This window comes from Occallatibacter savannae (genome assembly GCF_003131205.1).
Lineage (GTDB): Bacteria > Acidobacteriota > Terriglobia > Terriglobales > Acidobacteriaceae > Telmatobacter > Telmatobacter savannae.
Genome location: NZ_QFFY01000008.1, coordinates 77,384 through 97,090 on the forward strand (window position 1 = coordinate 77,384; position 19,707 = coordinate 97,090).

Annotated in this window: 18 protein-coding genes and 1 tRNA gene; 7 read left to right on the plus strand and 12 right to left on the minus strand. The window is 60.2% G+C overall.

Translation table 11 applies throughout. The features are described 5' to 3' along the window. Positions 1–89: 89 nt before the first annotated feature. A complete protein-coding gene (gene tmk, locus DHV10_RS24040) occupies positions 90–758 on the minus strand; it encodes a dTMP kinase (RefSeq protein WP_109488973.1) in 669 nt (222 codons plus the stop codon). 217 nt (positions 759–975) lie between these two features. Between tmk and DHV10_RS24045 the strand changes: the two genes are divergently transcribed. Continuing rightward, positions 976–1,944 carry a DUF3034 family protein gene (locus DHV10_RS24045; protein WP_109488974.1) on the plus strand — a complete coding sequence of 323 codons (969 nt, stop codon included), beginning with the start codon at positions 976–978 and terminating at the stop codon, positions 1,942–1,944. A 211-nt stretch (positions 1,945–2,155) separates the two neighbouring features. After that, positions 2,156–3,226, plus strand: coding sequence for a YXWGXW repeat-containing protein (locus DHV10_RS24050; RefSeq protein WP_109488975.1), 1,071 nt, complete (start codon positions 2,156–2,158; stop codon positions 3,224–3,226). Positions 3,227–3,239: 13 nt separating this feature from the next. Here the strand turns inward: DHV10_RS24050 and recJ are convergent, their stop codons facing one another. Continuing rightward, positions 3,240–5,099, minus strand: coding sequence for a single-stranded-DNA-specific exonuclease RecJ (gene recJ / locus DHV10_RS24055; RefSeq protein ID WP_239462015.1), 1,860 nt, complete (start codon positions 5,097–5,099; stop codon positions 3,240–3,242). 5 nt (positions 5,100–5,104) lie between these two features. Next, positions 5,105–5,581, minus strand: a complete 477-nt coding sequence (locus tag DHV10_RS24060) for a hypothetical protein (protein ID WP_109488977.1) — start codon at positions 5,579–5,581, stop codon at positions 5,105–5,107. Between the two features lie 125 nt (positions 5,582–5,706). Here DHV10_RS24060 and DHV10_RS24065 point away from each other — a divergent pair, with 125 nt between their 5' ends. From DHV10_RS24065 to DHV10_RS24080, 4 genes are all read left to right on the plus strand, one after another. Next, positions 5,707–6,057 carry a (2Fe-2S) ferredoxin domain-containing protein gene (locus DHV10_RS24065; RefSeq protein ID WP_109488978.1) on the plus strand — a complete coding sequence of 117 codons (351 nt, stop codon included), beginning with the start codon at positions 5,707–5,709 and terminating at the stop codon, positions 6,055–6,057. A gap of 145 nt (positions 6,058–6,202) precedes the next feature. Further along, the gene (locus DHV10_RS28075; protein WP_109488979.1) at positions 6,203–6,481 is read left to right on the plus strand and encodes a DUF507 family protein; all 279 of its coding nucleotides are present in this window, start codon (positions 6,203–6,205) and stop codon (positions 6,479–6,481) included. Next, positions 6,478–6,753 carry a DUF507 family protein gene (locus DHV10_RS28080; RefSeq protein WP_109488980.1) on the plus strand — a complete coding sequence of 92 codons (276 nt, stop codon included), beginning with the start codon at positions 6,478–6,480 and terminating at the stop codon, positions 6,751–6,753. The genes DHV10_RS28075 and DHV10_RS28080 overlap by 4 nt, the downstream gene beginning before the upstream one ends. A gap of 159 nt (positions 6,754–6,912) precedes the next feature. Beyond that, positions 6,913–6,987 (plus strand) — tRNA-Glu (locus DHV10_RS24080). Between the two features lie 60 nt (positions 6,988–7,047). On the opposite strand, the gene DHV10_RS24085 is transcribed toward DHV10_RS24080, so the two are convergent. The 3 genes from DHV10_RS24085 to DHV10_RS24095 all read right to left on the minus strand — a co-directional run bounded on the left by DHV10_RS24085 (position 7,048) and on the right by DHV10_RS24095 (position 10,468). Further along, positions 7,048–7,560, minus strand: a complete 513-nt coding sequence (locus DHV10_RS24085; RefSeq protein ID WP_109488981.1) for a class I SAM-dependent methyltransferase — start codon at positions 7,558–7,560, stop codon at positions 7,048–7,050. A 372-nt stretch (positions 7,561–7,932) separates the two neighbouring features. Then, entirely contained in the window at positions 7,933–8,484 is a 552-nt protein-coding gene (locus DHV10_RS24090; protein WP_162601838.1) for a hypothetical protein, read from the minus strand. 145 nt (positions 8,485–8,629) lie between these two features. Continuing rightward, positions 8,630–10,468: a lytic transglycosylase domain-containing protein gene (locus DHV10_RS24095; protein ID WP_239462016.1), complete on the minus strand. Its 1,839-nt coding sequence runs from the start codon at positions 10,466–10,468 to the stop codon at positions 8,630–8,632. 123 nt (positions 10,469–10,591) lie between these two features. On the opposite strand from DHV10_RS24095, the gene lepA reads away from it, so the two are divergent. Next, positions 10,592–12,403, plus strand: coding sequence for a translation elongation factor 4 (gene lepA, locus DHV10_RS24100; protein WP_109488983.1), 1,812 nt, complete (start codon positions 10,592–10,594; stop codon positions 12,401–12,403). A gap of 361 nt (positions 12,404–12,764) precedes the next feature. Here lepA and DHV10_RS24105 read toward each other — a convergent pair whose 3' ends face one another. The 6 genes from DHV10_RS24105 to bamA form a co-directional block, all read right to left on the minus strand. Next, positions 12,765–13,415: an OmpH/Skp family outer membrane protein gene (locus DHV10_RS24105; protein ID WP_109488984.1), complete on the minus strand. Its 651-nt coding sequence runs from the start codon at positions 13,413–13,415 to the stop codon at positions 12,765–12,767. Between the two features lie 293 nt (positions 13,416–13,708). Then, positions 13,709–14,056 (minus strand): type II toxin-antitoxin system PemK/MazF family toxin, encoded by a 348-nt coding sequence (locus tag DHV10_RS24110; RefSeq protein ID WP_239462017.1) that lies wholly within the window; start codon positions 14,054–14,056, stop codon positions 13,709–13,711. Further along, entirely contained in the window at positions 14,053–14,301 is a 249-nt protein-coding gene (locus DHV10_RS24115) for an AbrB/MazE/SpoVT family DNA-binding domain-containing protein (RefSeq protein ID WP_109488986.1), read from the minus strand. Before DHV10_RS24115 ends, DHV10_RS24110 begins: the two co-directional genes overlap by 4 nt. A gap of 185 nt (positions 14,302–14,486) precedes the next feature. Further along, entirely contained in the window at positions 14,487–15,167 is a 681-nt protein-coding gene (locus DHV10_RS24120) for an OmpH/Skp family outer membrane protein (RefSeq protein ID WP_162601858.1), read from the minus strand. Positions 15,168–15,405: 238 nt separating this feature from the next. Beyond that, positions 15,406–16,212 carry a class I SAM-dependent methyltransferase gene (locus DHV10_RS24125; protein WP_109488988.1) on the minus strand — a complete coding sequence of 269 codons (807 nt, stop codon included), beginning with the start codon at positions 16,210–16,212 and terminating at the stop codon, positions 15,406–15,408. A gap of 144 nt (positions 16,213–16,356) precedes the next feature. Further along, positions 16,357–19,332 (minus strand): outer membrane protein assembly factor BamA, encoded by a 2,976-nt coding sequence (gene bamA / locus DHV10_RS24130; RefSeq protein ID WP_239462018.1) that lies wholly within the window; start codon positions 19,330–19,332, stop codon positions 16,357–16,359. Between the last annotated feature and the right edge of the window lie 375 nt (positions 19,333–19,707).

A 19,707-nucleotide genomic window follows, 5' to 3' on the forward strand; every position in this document is an offset into this window, starting at 1 on the left:
GAGGGAAGGATGGGGCACCAGGGTTCCGGCTTATGGTTACCTTGCATTGTGGCTTCCCACATCTCAGAAGCGAGATGTGGGCAGCCCAATCAGGCTGCGCCGTGCAGTGCGACGAGGCGCTCGGAGACGGCCTCGACAATCTGTTCGTGCACTTCGTCGATGCTGAGATTGCCTTCGATGACGACCACGCGGCCAGGATCGCGCCGGGCGATCTCGCGGTACTTCTCCCAGACGCGGCGGAAGAACTCACCCTGTTCCTGCTCGAAGCGGTTTTCATCCTGGCCGGTTTTCGCGGCGTGTTTCTCGTTGCGTCGGCGGGCGCGTGCGAGGCTCGCTTCCAGCGACGGAAGCAGAAGCAAGGTCAGGTCGGGCTGAAGATCGCCGCAGATGAGGCGATGCAGCTCGAGTACGCGCTCTGATCCAAGCTGACGGCCTCCACCCTGATATGCCTCGGTGGAGTCGGTGAAGCGATCGCAAAGGACGATACGTCCCGCAGCGAGCGCGGGCTCGATGATCTCGGCGATGGCCTGCGCGCGGTCTGCGAACATCAGGGCCATCTCGGTCATCGAGGCGAGCGGCGCGGAGCCGGAGTCAAGCAGCAGGGCGCGGATGCGATCACCGGTCGCGGTGCCTCCCGGCTGCCGCGTGACGACCGTCTGGAGATTGCGCTTATCCATCCAGGCGGCAAGGCGCTTGATCTGCGTTGTCTTTCCGGAGCCGTCGAGGCCCTCCAGCGTAATGAACAGTCCGCGCGGCATGGGGTGAGTCTAGGTTGTGACCCCGAACAACTGCAAGGACTTAGCGCCGGTGGTTCGCTCGTGTGCTTAGTAACCGTGACCACGGTGCTTCGGCTGTGTTACAACAATTCGATTTTAGAAATAGGCGAGACGAAGTGGTTTTCCCCGGGGGTCGGCGTGCCGCTAACCACGCTGACACGTTTCGACCGTAAAAGTCACTACTGCATTGGAGTACCTGATGTTCAAGCTTTCTGCACTGAAGCTGTTCACTGCTGCTGTAGCTCTCGCGGTCGCGCTCTCGGGCGCCGCACGCATTCACGCGCAAAACCTGACGCTGGAAGGCCAGACGGGGGGCTTTATCACTCCCACGGCATATGTAGTTCTCAGCGAGAAGGGACACACGTGGTCGCATCCGGCGATCGGGTATCACTTCGTGAATGCATCGAACGTGATCGGGTACGTGCACACGTTTTCGATCGAAGAGGGCATCGCGAACCGGGTGGAGTTTGGCTACACGCGGAGCGTGCATGCAAAGGGAAATAGCCCGGCATTCAGCAAGCTTTGGGACTTCTCCGGAATGAATGTCTTCAACGGCAAGGTTGTCGCGATCAAAGACGGGCAGTTCGGTGCGTGGACTCCGGGAATCGGCGCCGGCTTCGTCGTGCGGACAAACGACAAATTCGTCAGCGGCTACCTGAACCAGTTTGTGACCGGCTCGCAGAAGTCCTACACGAATGGCGACATCTATGTTGCCGCGACGAAGACCTGGCTTCATCCTCCGATTCCGTTCTTGCTGAATCTCGGATGGAAGGCGACGAATGCGTCGATCTACGGGCTCGGTGGACAGTCGACGCGCCTGAGCGGACGCTTGTTCGGCGGGCTCGGCATCCCGCTGCCGCTGGGGCACAATCTTGCGGCTGTTCCGGCTGTTGGGTTCACCCAGGAGCCACCGCAGGTGGTGAATCTTGGCGTGGTTCTGTTTCCTCCGGGGAGCAAAGCGCACATACCTACGACGATGGACTACGCTGTCCGCGTGACGCAGAAGGAGAATCCTCACTTTGCGTTCGATATCGGAGTGGGACATGTGGCGGGCGTAATCGGAAGAACGGCCGTTGCGACCGGAGTACCCAATCCGCCATTCATTGTGGTCCCGATCGATCTGAAAGCGAATGCGGTGGTGGGAACCGGATTGAGCTTCCGTTATTGACGTTCTAGGTTTGATGGTTTCCTTGCCGAGGGCATGCGTTAAGTCGTGTGCCCTCTGCTGTCTGGCCTGAAGTCCAAAACTAAAGTGACTGAGAAGGCTGCAACTTTCCCTTCTACTCAGGGTCTGAGCCTGCATAGTCTGAATAGTGCGGCGCCGTCCCCCGGCGGCTTAAGAGTCCGAAAAAAGACTAGATATTTCGAGGAGGGTTCCCATGCAATTACTCCGAAAAACGCGCTGGATGCTTCTGGCGTTTTTGTTATCTGTTGTTCCCGCTTCCTCTTTTGCGGGCGTTCTGATCAGCGTGAATATCGCACCGCCAATACTGCCTGTATACGAGCAGCCGCCTTGCCCTGAGCCGGGCTGGATGTGGACGCCGGGTTACTGGGCGTACGGTCCCGAGGGCTACTACTGGGTGCCGGGCGCATGGGTGCCTGCTCCTTATGAAGGCGCGCTTTGGACTCCGCCGTTCTGGGGCTGGTCGGGCGGCCTGTATGTCTTTCACCCCGGCTATTGGGGTCCGCATGTCGGCTACTACGGCGGCATCAACTACGGGTTCGGCTACATGGGCGTGGGCTTCGTCGGCGGGTATTGGCACGGTCGCGACTTCCTCTACAACACCGCCGTGGTGCACGTCGACAATGTCCACATCCGCAACGTGTATGTCGACCGCACCATTGTCGAGCGCAACACAATCGTGAATGAACGCCGTGTTTCGTTCAATGGCGGGCACGACGGAATCCGGTACGAACCCCGTCCGGAAGAGCGCCGCGCCATGAGCGAGCGCCACATGGGCGAGACGCCGATGCAGATGCACCACATGGAAGCGGCGCGCAGCGATCGCAACTTCTATGCGCGCAACAATGGCGGCCGTCCGCAGATGATGGCGGCCGAGCGGCCCATGGGCTTTCATGGGAACGACGGCGGCAACCGTCCGCAAAGCTTCCAGAACAACCGCGGACCGCAGGCGAGACCCGATTTCCAGCGCGGACAGCAGCCTGGCCGCAATCAGCAGTTCGATCAGCAGCCGCGTGGCAACGATCGGGGTGCGTTCGCGAATCAGGGCCGGCAGCAAGCGCCGCAACAGCGTGGATTTGAGCAACGGCCTCAGCCGCAGCAGCGTGGATTCGAGCAGCGGCCTTCACAGCCGCAGCAGCGAGGATTTGAACAGCAGCCGCGCGGCAACGCGCAGCCGCGGTTTGAATCGCGTCCCGGCCCGGCGCCCCAGGAGCATGGTGGCGGCGGAGGCGGACGTCCGCAGCACGAAGATCACCCGCACCACTAAACATGGATTTGCTTTACGGAAGGCTCACGGTTTCGCCGTGGGCCTTTCTGTTTGAGATGAGAGCGGAGGGCTGATAGCTGAGAGCTGACTGCTCAAGTCCGGCGCGACGAATGCCGGCCAGTTCGACTTCGAGGCCGCCGAAATCGGGATGGAGATTCTCGCGAATCCGATAGGCAACATCGACCCGCGCGCCCTGGCCCAGTTCCAGTTCGCATTGCTTATCGGCCATCTGCCAGCCGATCGCGCGCGTCGCGCCGGTTCCGTCATGCGCGAGCTCGAGACGAAGGTGGCGCTCCTTCATGATGCGCGGGGCGGACGTTAGCTGGGCATTGCGCGCCATGAAGATGGGCTCGGGATTGCCGTGTCCGAGCGGCTCGAGCTTGCGCAGCCATCCGGCGAGAACGGCCGTGACCTGGTCGAGAGGAAGCTCAGCGTGGATGTGCAGATCGCGTTCGGGCTCGCGATGGGCCAGGCGCTCTGCGGCGCACTCGGCGAGGCGGCGCTTGAGCTCTGGCAGAGACTCTGCCGGAAGTGCGAAGCCTACGGCAAAGGCGTGGCCGCCAAAACGCGTGAAGAGATCGGAGCAGGTTTCGATTGCGGAGAGCAGGTGAAACTGATCGACGGAACGGCCTGAGCCGTGTGCGATGTCATCTTCCACGCTGATGACAAGGGCGGGCTTTGCAGTTCGTTCGACGACGCGCGAGGCAAGAATGCCGATGACGCCGCGGTGCCAGCCGTCCCCGTCGACTACGACCAGGCGCGAGGCAGCAAATTCAGGGTCGGTCGCAAGCCGTTCTTCGATGGCCGCCAGGGCGCGAGCTTCCGTCTCGCGACGGTCGCGGTTAAGCCGGTCGAGCTTGTTGGCGAGTTCTGTGGCTCGGGCCTGATCGCGCGTGCAGAAGAGCTCGATGATGTCGGAGGCGACGTCCATGCGTCCGGCGGCGTTGATGCGCGGCGCGAGTCGGAAGGCAATGTCGAACCCGGTGAGAGGCTTCGATGCGGGATCGAGCTGAGCTGCGGCAAAAAGCGCGCGCAGGCCCGCGCCAACAGGACGGCGCAGCTCGCGAAGTCCGAGCGCCGCTATGACGCGGTTCTCGCCTTTCAGCGGGACAGCGTCGGCGATGGTGGCGATGGCCGCGATCTTCAGGAAGCTGGGCAGAAGCTTGTCGCGGGTCCGCGTCGCATCGTGGCGCTCGAGCAGCGCCTGTGCAAGCTTGAGCGCGATGGCGGCACCGCAAAGCGACTTCTCCGGATAACGGCAGCCATGCTGGTTGGGATTGAGGATGGCGAGCGCGGCGGGAAGGGCATCATCGCTGCGCGAAAGGTGATGGTCGGTGATGATGAGATCGAGGCCTAGGTCGCGTGCAGCCTCTGCTTCGTTGAAGGCGCGCATGCCGGTATCGACGGTGACGACGAGGCGAACGCCGTCTGCGTACGCGGACTGAAGCACGGCAGTCTGAAGGCCGTAGCCTTCACGAATGCGATGTGGGACGTGGAAGCGCACGCTGCCGCCGAGCATCTCGATCGCGGTCTTCAGCAGGACGACAGCGGTGGTTCCGTCAACGTCGTAGTCGCCATAGAGCAGGATGGGCTCTTTGCGCGCGATTGCAGCCTCGATGCGCTCGACTGCGGGCTGCATGCCGCGCATCTGGAGCGGATCGTTGAGGTGCGCGACTTCGGGATTGAGAAAGGCGAAGGCCTCGGCTGATTGGGTAATGCCGCGCGCCACGAGAAGTTCGGCGAGCACCAGCGGAATCCTCGCCGAGGATGCCAGTTGTTCAGCTTCTGCGGGATGGGGTTCAGCCAGGATCCAGCGTTGACGGGGAGCGCTGAGGGTTGCGGGCGAGTTCTGCATTGCGCCGGCGGCGCTCACCTTGCTTACTCGTCCTCTTCGTCGTGTTCGGTATCGTCGATGACGATGTCGTGAAAGCTGTCGACATCTTCGAGCAGCGACTGGAAGCGTTCGTACCACTCCGTGGTGGTTTCATGCAGGATCACAATCCCCTGGTGGATGAAGCCAAGCTGAATGTAGCCCACCATTCCTGCGTACTTGCGGAGCCACTGCGCTTCGACAAGCTCTGTAGCTTCTTCGTCGGGGAAGTTCATCTCGCCTGCTTCTTCCACGAGGCGGTCGAGTTCTTCGCGCTCGAGGCGCATCTCGCTGAACGTGACGAACGGCGCGCCCACGCGCTTCGCCATCTCGACGAAGTCTTTCCACGAGTCGGGATTGTCTGCGCCCTCCCACACGATGGAGGGGATGTCTTCGGTGACGTAGCCCGGAAGACGGACGAGCCCGTGGCCCTCAATGAAAGCCACCATATCGTCCTTGAGCGACAGTAGATTGTCCGTACCCATAGTCAAGCAACCATTCTCTCAGATGGGGCCCTGCCGCAAGCGGCGGGATGTGGAAAGTTCCTCCGCGGCTGGCGCTGGGGCGATGCAGCGAAGCGGGCCTGTAAGCTGGACACTGGAGGTCAAGTTTGCCAGTTTTCAAACATCACGTTTTTGTTTGCCATAATGTCCGTCCCGAAGGGGCGCCGCGGCCCTCGTGCACTGCAGATGGCAAGAGCGAACTGCACACGCAGCTTCAGCAGATCTCGAAGGCGGCGGGCCTGGGGAATACGGTCCGCATCAACAAGTCCGGCTGCCTCGATCAGTGCGAGCACGGCCCGACGGTCGTTGTCTATCCCGAGGCGGTCTGGTACGGACATGTAAAGCCGGAAGACGCCGCGGAGATTGTGCAGGAGCACCTGATCAACGGCCGCCCCGTGGAACGGCTCCGGCTCGCAGATGAGTGCATCAATACGAAGACTTGCCCGCATCGGGCGTAGAAGTTGGCAGTTCTTAGTTCGTAGTTCACGGTTGTTTGGCCTAGGCGCAGTGGATGGACCGTGAACTATGAAATACGAACTGGAACCTGTGAACTGCCGCAATATACACCTGCGGGGCCGATGCGTTATCTTTATTACTTAGCCCATGATCTTCTCTCGCGAATACATTGGGTATCTCGCCCGCCGCACGGTCAAGCATCTCATCGACGCCAAAATGATCACCACCAGTGATTTGAAGGCCACGGAGGCGCGCGTGACCGACGGCCTCACCGACGAGCTTTCGCTCGAAGACCGCATCAACGAAGAGGTGCGGGTCATCCTCGAAGCCTACTCCGAAGAGATGCGCAAGTCCGGCGCGCAATACCAGGAGATGTTCAAGAAGGTGAAGACCGAGCTTGCGAAGAAGTACAAGGCGGTGCTATGAGGATCAGCCGCGACAAGCTCAACAAGCTTGCTCACACCGTTGCCGATACTCTGGCCGATATCAACGAAGTTGGCTTCATGGAGGATCGCAATACCATCCGGCAGGAGGCTCGGAAGGCGCTCGAGAATCTGCTGATGGAAGAGGCGCGCATCGACACCGCCGCGCGCCAGAAGATTGCCTCACAGCGCAAGATCATCCTCGAAGGCTCGCAGGAGTGGGAGATCCTCTACCGCAAGTACTACAACGAGGAAGTGCGGAAACTGGGCATCTAACCCCCTCCAATCGAAATTCGCAAACAGGTATCCAGGCACGTTTGCAGGCGTTTGGCGAGTCGAGAGCCGGAGGCGTTAAACCAGGCCCTCAGGTTTTGCATCCAGTTGATTGTTTGATAGATTAAGAGAGCGGCCCAAGCGGCTGCCCCCTCCAGGTGTGGCGCTATCGTCTAGGGGTTAGGACGTGAGATTCTCAATCTTAAAACCCGGGTTCGATTCCCGGTAGCGCTACCAAAAAAGATCTGAAAAAGCCCGCGAGTGTGCGGGCCTTTTCTTTCCGGTGAGAACTTAAGTCTATCGATTCTCGCTCAACGGTCCAAACACCATGATCCGGCCGGGGGAGGCCATCGACGGGATGCGATCGATTTCTGCGATGAACTCTGAAACAAGAAGTTTCCGACCCGAGAATGCATCTGCGTAGAACTCCGGGAACCTGTCGTGCGTGTGTTGCTCATCCTTCTGCGGGTTTGCTGCGTTGAGCGTAGCCTCGCACAAAATCAGGAGCGACTTTGGCTTCGCTACTCGCTTGATCTCCTCCAGCGCCTTACCGATAAGAGCATTCGGTACATGCTGAAGGACGGTCCAGGTGATCACGGCGTCAAAGGTGCTTTCAGGGAAGGGAAGCTCCGTTGCGCTGGCCGATGAGAACGACACCTGGGGATAGAACCGGGTAGCTTCGGCAAGAGCCCACTGATTGATATCTACTGCCGTGTGTTGCAGGAAATGCTCCGCGATGTAAGGTGACAGCCGACCAAAGCCACAGCCGACTTCTAGCGATCGGCCGGGCTCGACTCCGAGTCCTGCCATCAATCCCAGGCAGGCCCGTAGGTGCCTCAGCTCATAGTAGGTCGGAACATGAGTTCAGCCGGATTGTCGGCTGCAGCGAAGCCCTGCGGTTTGAAGGTGATGAACTCCCCCTGTCGAATCACGCTACCGCCAGGGTGGAAAACCCTACGAACTGCACGATCTAACAGGGAACCGCGGGAAGAAGCCATGATGATACCTCCGTTTTCACCCTAATCATATAAGACAGGTTGGTCGCGCTCTCAACACATGTCACCTACATGGAAGGGGTCAGATCAAAAGCTATTGCCTGTCTCGCCTCAAACCTTCGAGACGCAAAAAAGCCCGGCGGGATGCCGGGCTTTTTTGCTTGCCTTGGGTACTGCTACAAGAAAACTACTTCTTCTTAGCGGTCTTCTTGGTTGCCTTTTTTGCTGCGGTCTTCTTGGCTGCCTTCTTTGCAGGAGCCTTCTTTGCTGCCTTCTTTGCTGCTTTCTTAACGGCCAATTTTTTTCCTCTTGTATTGGTTTTACCAGCGCGCTTCGCTGCGGATTTCTTCGCAGCCTTTCCGCCTTTGGCGCCAGCGGTTTTCTTGGCGGACTTCTTAGCGGCCTTGTTGGCAGGAGCCTTCTTCGCTGCTTTTTTCGCAGGAGCTTTCTTCGCTGCCTTCTTGGCCGGAGCTTTCTTCGCGGCAGCCTTCTTCGCGGGAGCCTTGGCTGCTTTCTTGGCGGGGGCCTTTTTCGGGGCCGGCGCGGAGTCTGGAATAATCTCAGCGATAATCACGCCCTCTTCCACCTCGATCTCGTCATCGTCGTCTGAGGAGGTGATTACATTCGAGCTGTCGAGGTCGTCGTCTTCTTCCATTTCATCGTGATCGGCGTTCAACTCAGCGGGCTCCAATTCGGAATCACCGTCATTCATTGCGTACATCTTGATCACTTCGTCCATCCGATTGCCTCCAGCGGTCTACCGCTGCCCACATTGGGTATGCATCTTTGCGTTGCTGCGAATTAGCTCCGCATGCGGAGCAATTCTAACAACACATTGCACGAAATACTATCAAAGAAACGCGAAGGGAATTCCGTTACCAACGTTATTTTTGCGCACGCGTGGATGTTTTGGGATGAGTGGAGCGCTTCGTCGATGTGCTCTTGTGCGTTGTCTTCGACGAAGAGGACTTCGCAGCGTGGCTCGACGTTCGGGAGGAGGGGGTCTTCGCGTGCGAGCCACGGCGGGTGCGGGTGGCGCTGGCGCGGACTACGGTGGGTTCGGCCACATGAAGGCGCCGGCCTGCATCAACGCGAATGCCGGAAGCTGGAAGCTTGTTCCAGCGGCGAAGCTGGGAGAGCGAGATGCCGAATCGGTCGGCGATAGAGACCAGGGTGTCGCCGCGTCGGGTCGTGTAGTAAACCGTATGCGACGATGGGACGGCCCGAGCCGGAACCGGAACCACCAGGGCTTCTACCCCGTCGAGCTTTGAGGTCGTGTCGAGCTGATTGGCATCCGCCAGAGCTGAAACCGATACGCTGTACGTTCGCGCAACCGAGGCAAGCGTGTCGTCTGGCGTGACCTTGTGATAGCGCCACGAGTCGCGCTTGCTGACGGGAATGGCTGCGATCTTCTCCTGGAAGAGGGCGGCGGTGCCGGCAGGCAGGTGCAGGTCGAACTCAGTATCGGGCGGAGTGACCATGCGCAGCAGACTTGGATTCAGCGCGATCAGCTCGTCTATGGGCGCACCCACGATGTCGGAGACGAGGCGCAGATCCGCGGAGTAGTTGATGGTCACCGTATCGGTCAGCACAGGCGGATCGAGCGTGATGTCGTCAAAGCCGTACTGGGTAGGATGATTGGCGATGATGATGGCAGCGAGGATTTCCGGAACGTAGTTCTTGGTCTCGCCGGGCAGGTTGTTGCGCTTGTAGAGCTCCCAAAAATCGGCATAGCCGGTCTTCTGCACGGCACGCTGTACATTGCCGGTACCCCAGTCGTATCCGGCCATCGAGAGATACCAGTCGCCGAGCTGCTCGTAGATGTACTTCATGTAGCGGGCGTAGGCGCGGGTCGATTTTTCGGGGTCGAAGCGCTCGTCGACGTAGATATTGCGCGTGAGCCCGTAGCTGCCGTAAGGCATGAACTGCCACATACCGCCGGCGCGCGACTTGCGGTTTACGGCGCGGGGCTGGAATCCGGACTCGGCCACAGCCAGATAGATGAGGTCATGGGGCACGCCCTCTTCGCTCATCACCCGCTCGATCATCTGGCGGTAGCGGCCGGCGCGCTGAAAGGCGTGGAGCAGCGTATTGTGGCCCTTGGTCGTGTTCGCGAAGAAGTTGATGTAGGCGGCGACGTAGTCGTTGACGACGAGCGGAAGATCGGACTTGGTGGTGGCGAGATCGGCGTTCGCCTTGGCCACGATGTTGGGATCGACAACGAAGGTGACTTCCTCGGCAGCTTCGGCCGGGGTGTCTTCGGTCTTGGGAGTGAAGCCGTTGCCCTGGCGCAGCGCTTCCATCTCGAGCCCGTTGATCTGGTCCACGATCCGGTCGAATTCGTCCTGAAGCTCGGGCGTGGACTTGATGTCGAGGCCGCTGGTCAGCATCAGGTCGACCGCATGGTCGAAGTCGCGGCGCGCCGCAGGAAGATCACCTTTTTTGTAGTCGGCCTGGCCGGCAGCATATGCCGCATCCACTTGCTGGATGAGGTTCCTGATGCGCTGCTGCTGAGCGGGCGATTGCGGCGGCGAGACCGGAGCCGCTTGCGGTTGCATTGCCTGAGCTTGAGCCGGCTGCGTCGCAACAGCGGGAGCAAGTGCCTGACGAGGGGGAGTAGCAGCCTTCGAAGGAGCCTGAGACGGGCCGCATCCCGACGCCGAGAGTACCAGCGCAAGGGCTGGAATCGACCAAGCCAGGCTACCGGAACGAATCGAAATCATGCGTATCAACTGACGCTGTGACAACACTACCCCAAAGCGCGGAAGGCACTATGCCGATGATAAGCTAAGCCATGGAGATATCGCTCATTTCCTAGTGTTGCCCGCAGTGATAACCCCTCTCTAATGGACGTAAAATACCTTCGAAATTTCGCAATTATCGCCCATATCGACCATGGGAAGTCGACCCTCAGCGACCGCCTGCTGGAGCTCACCGGCGCGGTGGCGCAGCGCGAGATGCAGGCCCAGATCCTCGACGCAATGGATCTGGAGCGGGAGCGCGGCATTACCATCAAGGCCCACGCCGTACGCATGATGTACAAGGCGCGCGACGGGCAGACCTATCAGCTCAACTTGATCGATACGCCGGGTCACGTTGATTTCAGCTATGAGGTCTCGCGCTCTTTGGCTTCGTGCGAAGGCGCGCTGCTGGTCGTGGACGCGAGCCAGGGCGTCGAAGCTCAGACCCTGGCGAATGCTTATCTGGCCATCAACCACGGCCTCGAAATCATTCCTGTAATTAACAAAATCGACCTGCCGTCGGCGGACATTGTGCGTACGCAGGAGGCGATCGAGATGGCCGTGGGCCTGGATGCGACCGACGCCATCCCGGTCAGCGCAAAGACCGGGCAGGGCGTGGACGATGTGCTGGAGGCGATCGTCAAGCGGCTGCCGCCGCCGACAGGTGATCCCGATGCACCTCTGCAGGCTCTGATTTTCGACTCGTGGTTCGAGGCTTATCGCGGCGTCATCGTGCTGGTGCGCGTGATGCAGGGAACGATGCGCAAGGGGCAGCGCATTCGGCTGATGTCGAACGGCAAGGCGTTTGAAGTCGATTCGATGGGCGTGCTGATGCCGAAGCCCGTGGAGATTGGCGAGTTGTCCGCAGGCGAGGTCGGCTTCTTCGCCGCCACCATCAAAACGGTGAGCGACACGCGCATCGGCGACACGGTGACGGAAGAGGAGCGGCCCGCGTCCGCGCCATTGCCGGGCTTCGAAGACATCAAGCCGATGGTCTTCGCCGGTCTATACACCGTCGATTCGCACGAGCATACGCTGCTGCGCGATGCCCTGGAAAAGCTCCGGCTGAACGACTCCTCGTTCTTCTTCGAGCCGGAGAGCTCGGCGGCGCTGGGCTTCGGATTCCGTTGCGGCTTCCTCGGCCTGCTGCACATGGAGATCATCCAGGAGCGGCTGGAGCGCGAGTACGAGCTGGACCTGATCACGACGGCTCCGGGTGTCCGCTACCACGTCACCCTGACCGACGGGACGGTGCTCGAGGTAGATAATCCTTCGCGCTGGCCTGATCCAACCAACATCGAGGAGATCCGCGAGCCGGTGATCCAGGCGAAGATCCTGACCAACGAGGAGTACGTCGGCGGAATGTTCAAGCTGGTGGAAGAGAAGCGCGGCAAGCAGATCAACTTCGAATACGTAACGCCCACGCGTGTTCTGCTGACTTACGAACTGCCTCTGAACGAAATCGTCCTCGACTTCTACGACCGGCTGAAGTCGGTATCGCGCGGCTATGCCTCGCTCGACTACTCGCTTGCCGGCGAGTGGGTATCGCCCATGGTCAAGCTGGATATGCTGGTCTCGGGCGAGCCTGTGGACGCACTCTCGATCATCGTGCATAAGGACCACGCATACGAACGGGGCAGGGCGCTGGTGTCGAAGATGCGGGAGCTGATTCCACGCCAGCAGTTCGAGGTCGCCATCCAGGCAGCGATCGGGTCGAAGGTGGTCGCCCGCGAGACCGTCAGCGCGCTACGGAAGAACGTTCTCGCCAAGTGCTACGGCGGCGACATCAGCCGCAAACGCAAGCTCCTGGAGAAGCAAAAAGAGGGCAAGAAGCGCATGAAACGCATCGGCAAGGTGGACATTCCCCAGGAGGCGTTTCTGGCGGTTCTGCGCGTGGGCGAGGATCAGCAGAAGTAACCTGATTCCGGTGACTTGCCTCACATCCTGTTCATTAAGCGTTCACAGCAAATTGTGGAAAGCTGCCTTTGGGCGGGCTGGCCGGGGAGGAGCAGCGGCGGGTGCGCGCGGACCCGCCTCAGGCTGCGCTTCTCCTAGATAAATAAGGGGCTTCCAGCCGCTAGCAGACGAGGTGCCGATTGGCAAGAGGTAAAAGGACCGCGAAATGGCAGAGCCTCCAGCGCGTTTTTCACAGAAATTTCCACAAGGCTCCGGAGGTGCTCTCCGCGCCTTTTCTCAATTGGGAAGATGGCTGAAATCAAGGCAGATCCAGAAGGAAAGGGGCCCTCGCGATGAGGGCCCTTTCGCAATAACTTCAGGACTACTGGGCCGGAGGCTTGCTGCCTGCGGGCCTCGGTGCTGAAGGCACCGTGGAAGGAGCGCCGGCGGCGGGTGCCGGGGGTGCCGGAACGCCCGACTTCGTATTGTAGGCGTCGATCACTTGCTTGGTGATGTTGGTGGAGTCGCTTGCGAACAGAACGGGGTTCTGCTGCTGGGCGATGTCGAGCACCAGCGTGTAGCCGTGCTGCTTGGCATAGTCGTTCAGAACGTCGTAGACCTTCTGCGCGAGCGCGCCGTACAGCTCATTCATTTCGTTCTGGAAGTCGTTTTGTGCGTCTTCCGCGCTGCGCTCGAGCTGCTTCTTTTTGTCGTCGATGGTCTTGGCGCGCGCGGCACGCTCGGCGTCGCTCAGCTTGTCGCCCTGCGCCTGCAGGTCCTTGGTCAGCTTATCGATCTCATCGCTGAGGGATTTGAGCTGGGTCTGCTTCGGGGTGTACTTCTTCTGCAGATCGGCGAATGCGCGCTGTCCCTCATTGGTCTGCGCGACGGCCGGCTGGAAAGCGATAATCGCGATTTTTGCAGGACCGGCAGCAGCCGTTGTAGTGGTGGCAGCGGGAGTGGACGTTTGAGCGGCGGCATGCAGGGCAAGGCCCGAGGCCAGCGTAAGAACGAGTGCAACAGAGTGCTTCATTCGACTTGAAAGCTCCTTAGAAGTTCCTGGAACGGTCGGCGCATACGGACTGGAGACCACACCGGGACACGCGCGCTCCCCCCTGAAAACCTCACGACGATTTCTCTCGACGGCTGTTAGACGTAAGCCAGAACGAGAAAAGGAGCGGACGGAGACGTCAGCAGGAACTAGAAGGATTATAGGGGTGAGGATGGAGAGGGTCAATAAAGGCAGGGAACAGGAATCAGGGAACAGGGATCAGCATTTCCGGGCGGCCGTTTTCTCGCTCGGTCGGGTCATGTGAGGACGCATATTTACGCATGGGGAATTGCCAGCAGGACCGCGATGTAACGGCGGACCGTCGCGAGCATTCCAGGCGCAGCTTTGGAGTGGAACTGGGCGCGCCGACCGATCCAGTCGAGACTCTTCAGTTGATCCACAAGGATCGCTCCAGCCACGTTGCCGACATCGACGGGAAGGGCGAACGGATAAGGCTTCCTTTTGCTCGTCAAGGGGCAAACAACGGCCAGGCCGCTCGCATGGTTGTACCGCTTGTCGGTGACGACCAGGGCTGGACGCCTCTTTGCCTGTTCGCGCCCAATCTGCGGATCGAAATCTAAAAAGACGATGTCTCCCGCATCCGGCACATAGCCCGCCGTCACCACTCAACGGCCTCTTTGCTGGTTTCCGCCCCTGCCGAGATTTCGGAATAGCGATTCTCGGGCGTGATCTGGGAGACGAGCTGCGCGAGCGTAGGCGTCTTGCCGACTTTTTGCAGGAGAATCGAGTGCTGATCGGCGATCTCCAGTTCCAGAGCGTCTCCCGCGTTCATATTTGCCTCTTCGGCAATGGTCTTTGGGATCCGAACCGCAAGGCTGTTTCCCCACTTTAGAACCTGTGCGCGCATGCTCTTCTCCTGTAGATACATTGTATCATCAAAATTAGGAACCAGCTGAGCAGTGAAAGGTCATCTCGTCAGAATGGTGGACTGGGCTGGGGATAGGAACCTGGATTGCCCGAGCAATAGAAACCGCTGGAACGCAAAAAAGCCTCGCGCTGGGCGAGGCCTTTTGCAAGTACGCGGATTTCGGCTTAGTGTGCTGCAGGTGCCTTGTGTGTCGTTGAGGGACGGGGCGTCGTTCCCTGCGGGACCGGGGCCGAGGGAGCAGAGGCTCCGGCCGGACGCTCGGGTGCTGGGATTCCCGACTTCGTGTTGTAGGCGTCGATCACGGCCTTGGTGATATCGGTGGATTGGCTGGCGTACAGAACCACCGGGACCTGCTGGTTGCCGCCATCAAGAACCAGCGTGTAGCCGTGCTCCTTGGCGTAAGAATCGACCGTTTCAGCGACTTTGCCGGCGACTGTAGCGAAGGTCTGCTGCATGTCCTGCTGGAAGTCGCCCTGTGCATCCTCTCCGGTGCGCTTCAGCTCTTTCTGCTTGTCGTCGAGCTGCTTGGCTTTGGTGGCGCGCTGGGCATCGGAAAGGGTTGCGGACTGCGCCTGCAGTTCCTTCTGGAGTGAAGCGATTTCCGTATTAAGGGTCTGAATCTGCTGGCGCTTGGGATCGAACTTCTTCTGCAGATCGGCATAGCGGCGCTGAAAATCGTTGGTTTGCGCAACCGCCTGCTGGAAGACGATGACTGCGATCTTGGTCGGTCCGGCGGGCGCAGAAGCGGCGGGTGTGGCGGCGTCGGCTGCTGCAGAGGTCTGTGCGGATGCATTGAGCGCGAGGCAGGAAGCCAGCGCGGCTATGGTAGCGATGGTGCGTTTCATCGAGATCAGATACTCCTTGAGATTCCTGTAAGGCTGTCGCAAAGACAGGCCTGTGCCTCCTGAGCTACCTCTATTCGTCTTTGTTTGGGGGCTCTACGGTATGAGGCAGAGGGCAAAAAGACGCGGCGGAGACGCCAGCAGGAACTAGCAAAGATTATATGGATGGCACGGGACAGGGGACAAGGGGACCAGGGAAGAAGGGGGGACGCGGTGACAAGGGGACAGGGGGGCAACGCCTTCACGGATTGAGGCTCTTGGTCCAGTCCTTAATAGACGGCAGATCCCGGGGGACGCGGGAGCGGGCGAGTTTGAACTGCATCTTCCGGATCCCGCTCAGAGGCTGATCGCTGGCCACAAAAGGCAGGAGCATTGAGGCAACTTCGTCGAGGGCGCGGTGAAGGTGACGGAACGAGAAGCTGTCCTCGGGCCGAAACTGCGACCACGCGATGGAATTGACGAAGCCGGCGGCTCCGAAGCGATCGGATCGCAGCATCTCTTCGACGAACACGCGGATGGGTCCCGGGAACTCGTGCAGAGCATCATGCAGGGCCACAAAGCCGCCGGGGACGACATGCGGCATGAAGCCGTCGAAGTCAGCCTTGGCCCCGGGGTAGCTGTGATCGCCATCGATCCAGAGCATGCGGATGGGGCGGTTCCAGCTTTTCGCCACATCTCTAGAGAACGCGCGGTGCGCTTCGATGTAGGGCGTTACTCCGGCGGCTTCGATGTTTTTCAGGAACTCGTCGTACGAGGTGGCCCCGGGATCGGTGCGGTGTTCTGCCAGCTCGGCGTTATTGAAGTTGTGCGGATCGATGGCCACGATGGGGCCGAAACCGTAGTGCTCCGCGAGCTTGCCCAGCATTACGGCTGATTTGCCCTTGAAGCTGCCGATCTCGACGATCAACCCTTCGCGCGGAGCACAGGCCGCCATCATTCCCAGGAAGCGCGCTTCGCTCTCCAGCAGGAAGCCGGGCACATCCTTGGCAGCCTTCCACGCCTCATCGAGGGCGGCCTGAAGTCCGGGTGGCACAAGAACCGGGATCACCTGTCGTTCACCTTCTCGTGTGGGGCTGATTCGCCGCACCCATCAATGTACATGCTCCAGGTGCCCGGTCCGCCGGCAAGTCGATGGCGGAAACAGGAAAGGCTGCCCGTGGGCAGCCTTTCGGTGCAGTTCATGATTCGCTTTCTAGAACGTGCTTGAGACGCTCAGGCGGAAGGTCTTTCTCGGTTCGCGGAAGAGGTTCTGCGCGCCGAAGCCCTGGATCGCCTGCTGCCAGGTGTAGTCGCCCGCGCCGCCCGGCGGGAAAAGGTCGCGGGTGATCAGCTCTGCGGAGCAGCTCTGCACCTTCGATCCCAGCCTGACGTCGTTGCAGTAGGGGCGTTCGTACAGGCGAAGCGGGTTGTAGGCGTAGTAGATGCGGATAGGGGCATTCAGGATCGGCATGATGATCGAGAACTCGCCACCCACCGACATGCGCGGAACGGTGTTGGTGCCGGCGATCGGCCGGATGTTGCGCTGGAAGCCGACCTCCGATCCCGGGATGCCGCCCTGGCAGGAGCCGTTGTTGAAGACCGGGCAGCCGTAGAGCGGGGCGGTGATCGATGCGAATCCTTCGGGGCTCTGCTTGAGCTGGCCGCGGTTGGTCACAACGTCCATACCGAAGTCGTCGAAGACCGAGAACATGGCCGAGCCGACGATCGGGATGCGGTACTCGAGGTTCGAAGTGAACGTGGTGTCGCCGCCGATGGAGGCAACGCCGTATACGGGAATCGGCACCTGGATGCACTGCTGCAGCTGCGGATTGTTCGGATCGCGCGGTACGCAGGAGCCGTCGGGGTTCGAAAGCTGCACGGTCTGCCGCGTCGGCACGTAGCCGTAGGGAGTCGCGCTGCGCACGTCGAAGCCGCGCAGCTCGTTTTCGCCGCCGGCGTAGAAGCGCTGCTGCGGAGGAGCCACGGCGCCGCCGAAGCCCTGGATGTAACCAAGCTGCATGCGCGTCGCAAGGATGTTGCGACCATTCGCCGAGGGCAGCAGGCCGTGCATCGAGCGGTAGCTCTTGTACGCCACAAAGGGCGAGAAGTAGCGAACGTTGCCCCACAGTCCGGCGAGCTGGAAGGCGGCCGTGTACTCATGACCGCTGCGTGGCCGAACCGGGTTGTTGACCGTGTTGAGGCTGTACGAGAGCGAAAGCTGGCTGGTGATAATGCCGTTGAGCGCGTTCGCTCCCTGGATGCCGCCGCGGAAGCTGATCGTCTGGAAGAAGGTCTGCGAGGCGGTGCTGAAGGCAGTGATGTTCGCCTTCGTCCAGTTATAGGTTGCGCCGATGCGCTGGAACGAGTGCCGCCGCAGCGGGTAGCTTAGCGAGAAGTTGAACCCGGTGGAAGCCTGGTTATAGTTCTGCACCAGGGACTGTTGCGCCGCGCTCAGGTTTGCAGCGATGCCGCTGTTCGTCTCGTAGTTCTTCGCTGCGTTGAAGTCGGACTTGTTATTGAAGATCTGGAATCCGATGTTGAGCGGCCGATTGCGGAAGTAGGGCTCGGTGAAGCCGAACAGGAACTGCCGGCTGACGTTGCCGAGGTTGCCCTGCACGCTGAGCGTCTCGCCCAGACCGAGGAAGTTGTTGGTCTGGTAGTTCACGCCGAGGAAGGCGCCCGATAGGCCGCTGACGCCGCCGTTGAGGCCGATGGAGTTCTTGCCCTTCTCCTTCAGCTTGAGCAGCAGGTCGACGGTGCCGGCTTCCGTATTCTGGTGCGCCTCAGAGTCCTGATCCACCTTCAGCGGTTCGAAGTACTCGAGCTGATTCAGGCGCTGAAGACTGTACTCCCAGAGCTGCGAATTGTAGACCGCGCCTTCGTCGAGGAGGAGTTCGCGGCGGATAACGCGATCGCGCGTGATGGTGTTGCCCTGGAACTCGATCCGCGAAACGTAGAACTGCTTGCCCTCGTCGATGTCGATCTGGAAAGAGACCGTGTGCTTCTGGTCGTCGTAGACGGGCTTGGGCACGGCGCCAAAGTTGATGTAGCCCAGGCCGCCATACGCCTTCTTCAGGTTGTCGAGGCCCTTGCCGATCAGGGTGGAGTTGAACCAGTCCCCATCCTTGATATTGAACTGTGCGCGCAGGGCCTTGGTGTTGTTCAGGTGCGTATTGCCCGTGAAGGTGATGGAGCCGAGCCGGTAGCGCTCGCCCTCTTCCACCGGCATCAGAATATCGATGCGTTTGCCGTGATTGGGCCGGAAGGTAAACCAGTTGAGGCCGCCCTGATCGCGGATCTGCGTGCGCGGCGTCTCCACTGCGGCGTTCGCGTAGCCCTTGTCGCGATACGCAAATCGCACGCGCTCGGTATCGATGTCCAGCTTCGAAGCGTCGAAGGTGCGGGCGAACAGGTTCTCGAGAATGAGCGAGTGCGGGATGCCGATCGGCCGCAGCTCCTTCATCGAGTTGCGCAGATACCGGTTGCTGAGGTGCTGGTTGCCGACGAACTTGATCTGGCCAACCTTGACGACCGGACCTTCCTTGATGCTGAAGTTCACCTGCACCGAGGCGGGCGGAATGGTCTTCACGTCCGTCTTGATGGTCGCGAACTGGTGGCCGTGCTCTGCGAGCAGTTCCCTCAGCACCGTCTCAGCGCGCTTGATCTTGGTGGGGTCGTACTGGCCCTCGACCGACAGGCCGACCTTTTCCTTCTTGAAGCGGTCGAGAATGTCGGAGTTCGAAACCGAGCTGTTGCCCTTGTAGTTGATTTCGCGGATGGTGGGGCGCTCGCGGACGAAGACGTCCAGGATGATGCCCTTTTCGGTATCTTCCCGCTCGATGCGCAGGTCTTCGAAGTAGCCGGTATTCCAGAGCGAGTTGAAGTCGCGCTCGATGGAGATGGGGTCGTAGCCCTCGCCCTCGTGCGAGAACATGCGGGCCTTGATGGTCTCCTTGGGAATGCGGCGGTTGCCGATGACGCGGATGGACTGGATGGTCTGGCTGTTTTGCGCGATTGCGACGACACCGGAGAGGACAAGAAAAAGGATGGCGCTGAAACGGAAAATGAGGCGCGAAATCCCCGATTTGCGAGAAATGGAGTCGTGCGAGTTCTTCACCGGGCTGGAGTCCTGCGGCGAGCACAAGTTCTGGTGCGGTCCAAGGTAAGGCTTCACGGGAAGAATATGCACACCCTCACTGCTTAAGTTCTGTTACAGCCTCTAGGAAAGATTGATTTTACCATCTTGACGACGGTCTCTTCAGAGCCCGCGCGCCCTCACCGAAACAGCAGATGAAGGGCCCGGTCCGAAGGGCCAAAGCCTTCCCCACAACTTGCGTTTGCGCCTGCGCGCAACTCAGGACACCGGGCACTCTGCGACCGAAAATGACGGGGAGGATTCGAGACTCCTCCAGCAGCAAAACTCGCCGACAAAATGCCGCTCCATTGGGTCCTCAATCAGTCTACCGGACTGAAATGGGTCGGCGAGTTCGCCCCCTTTTGAACGACGGGACGCGAATGCTGATGACCTGAAATGCGTGAAAGCACCCTGCTTAGACGCAGCACA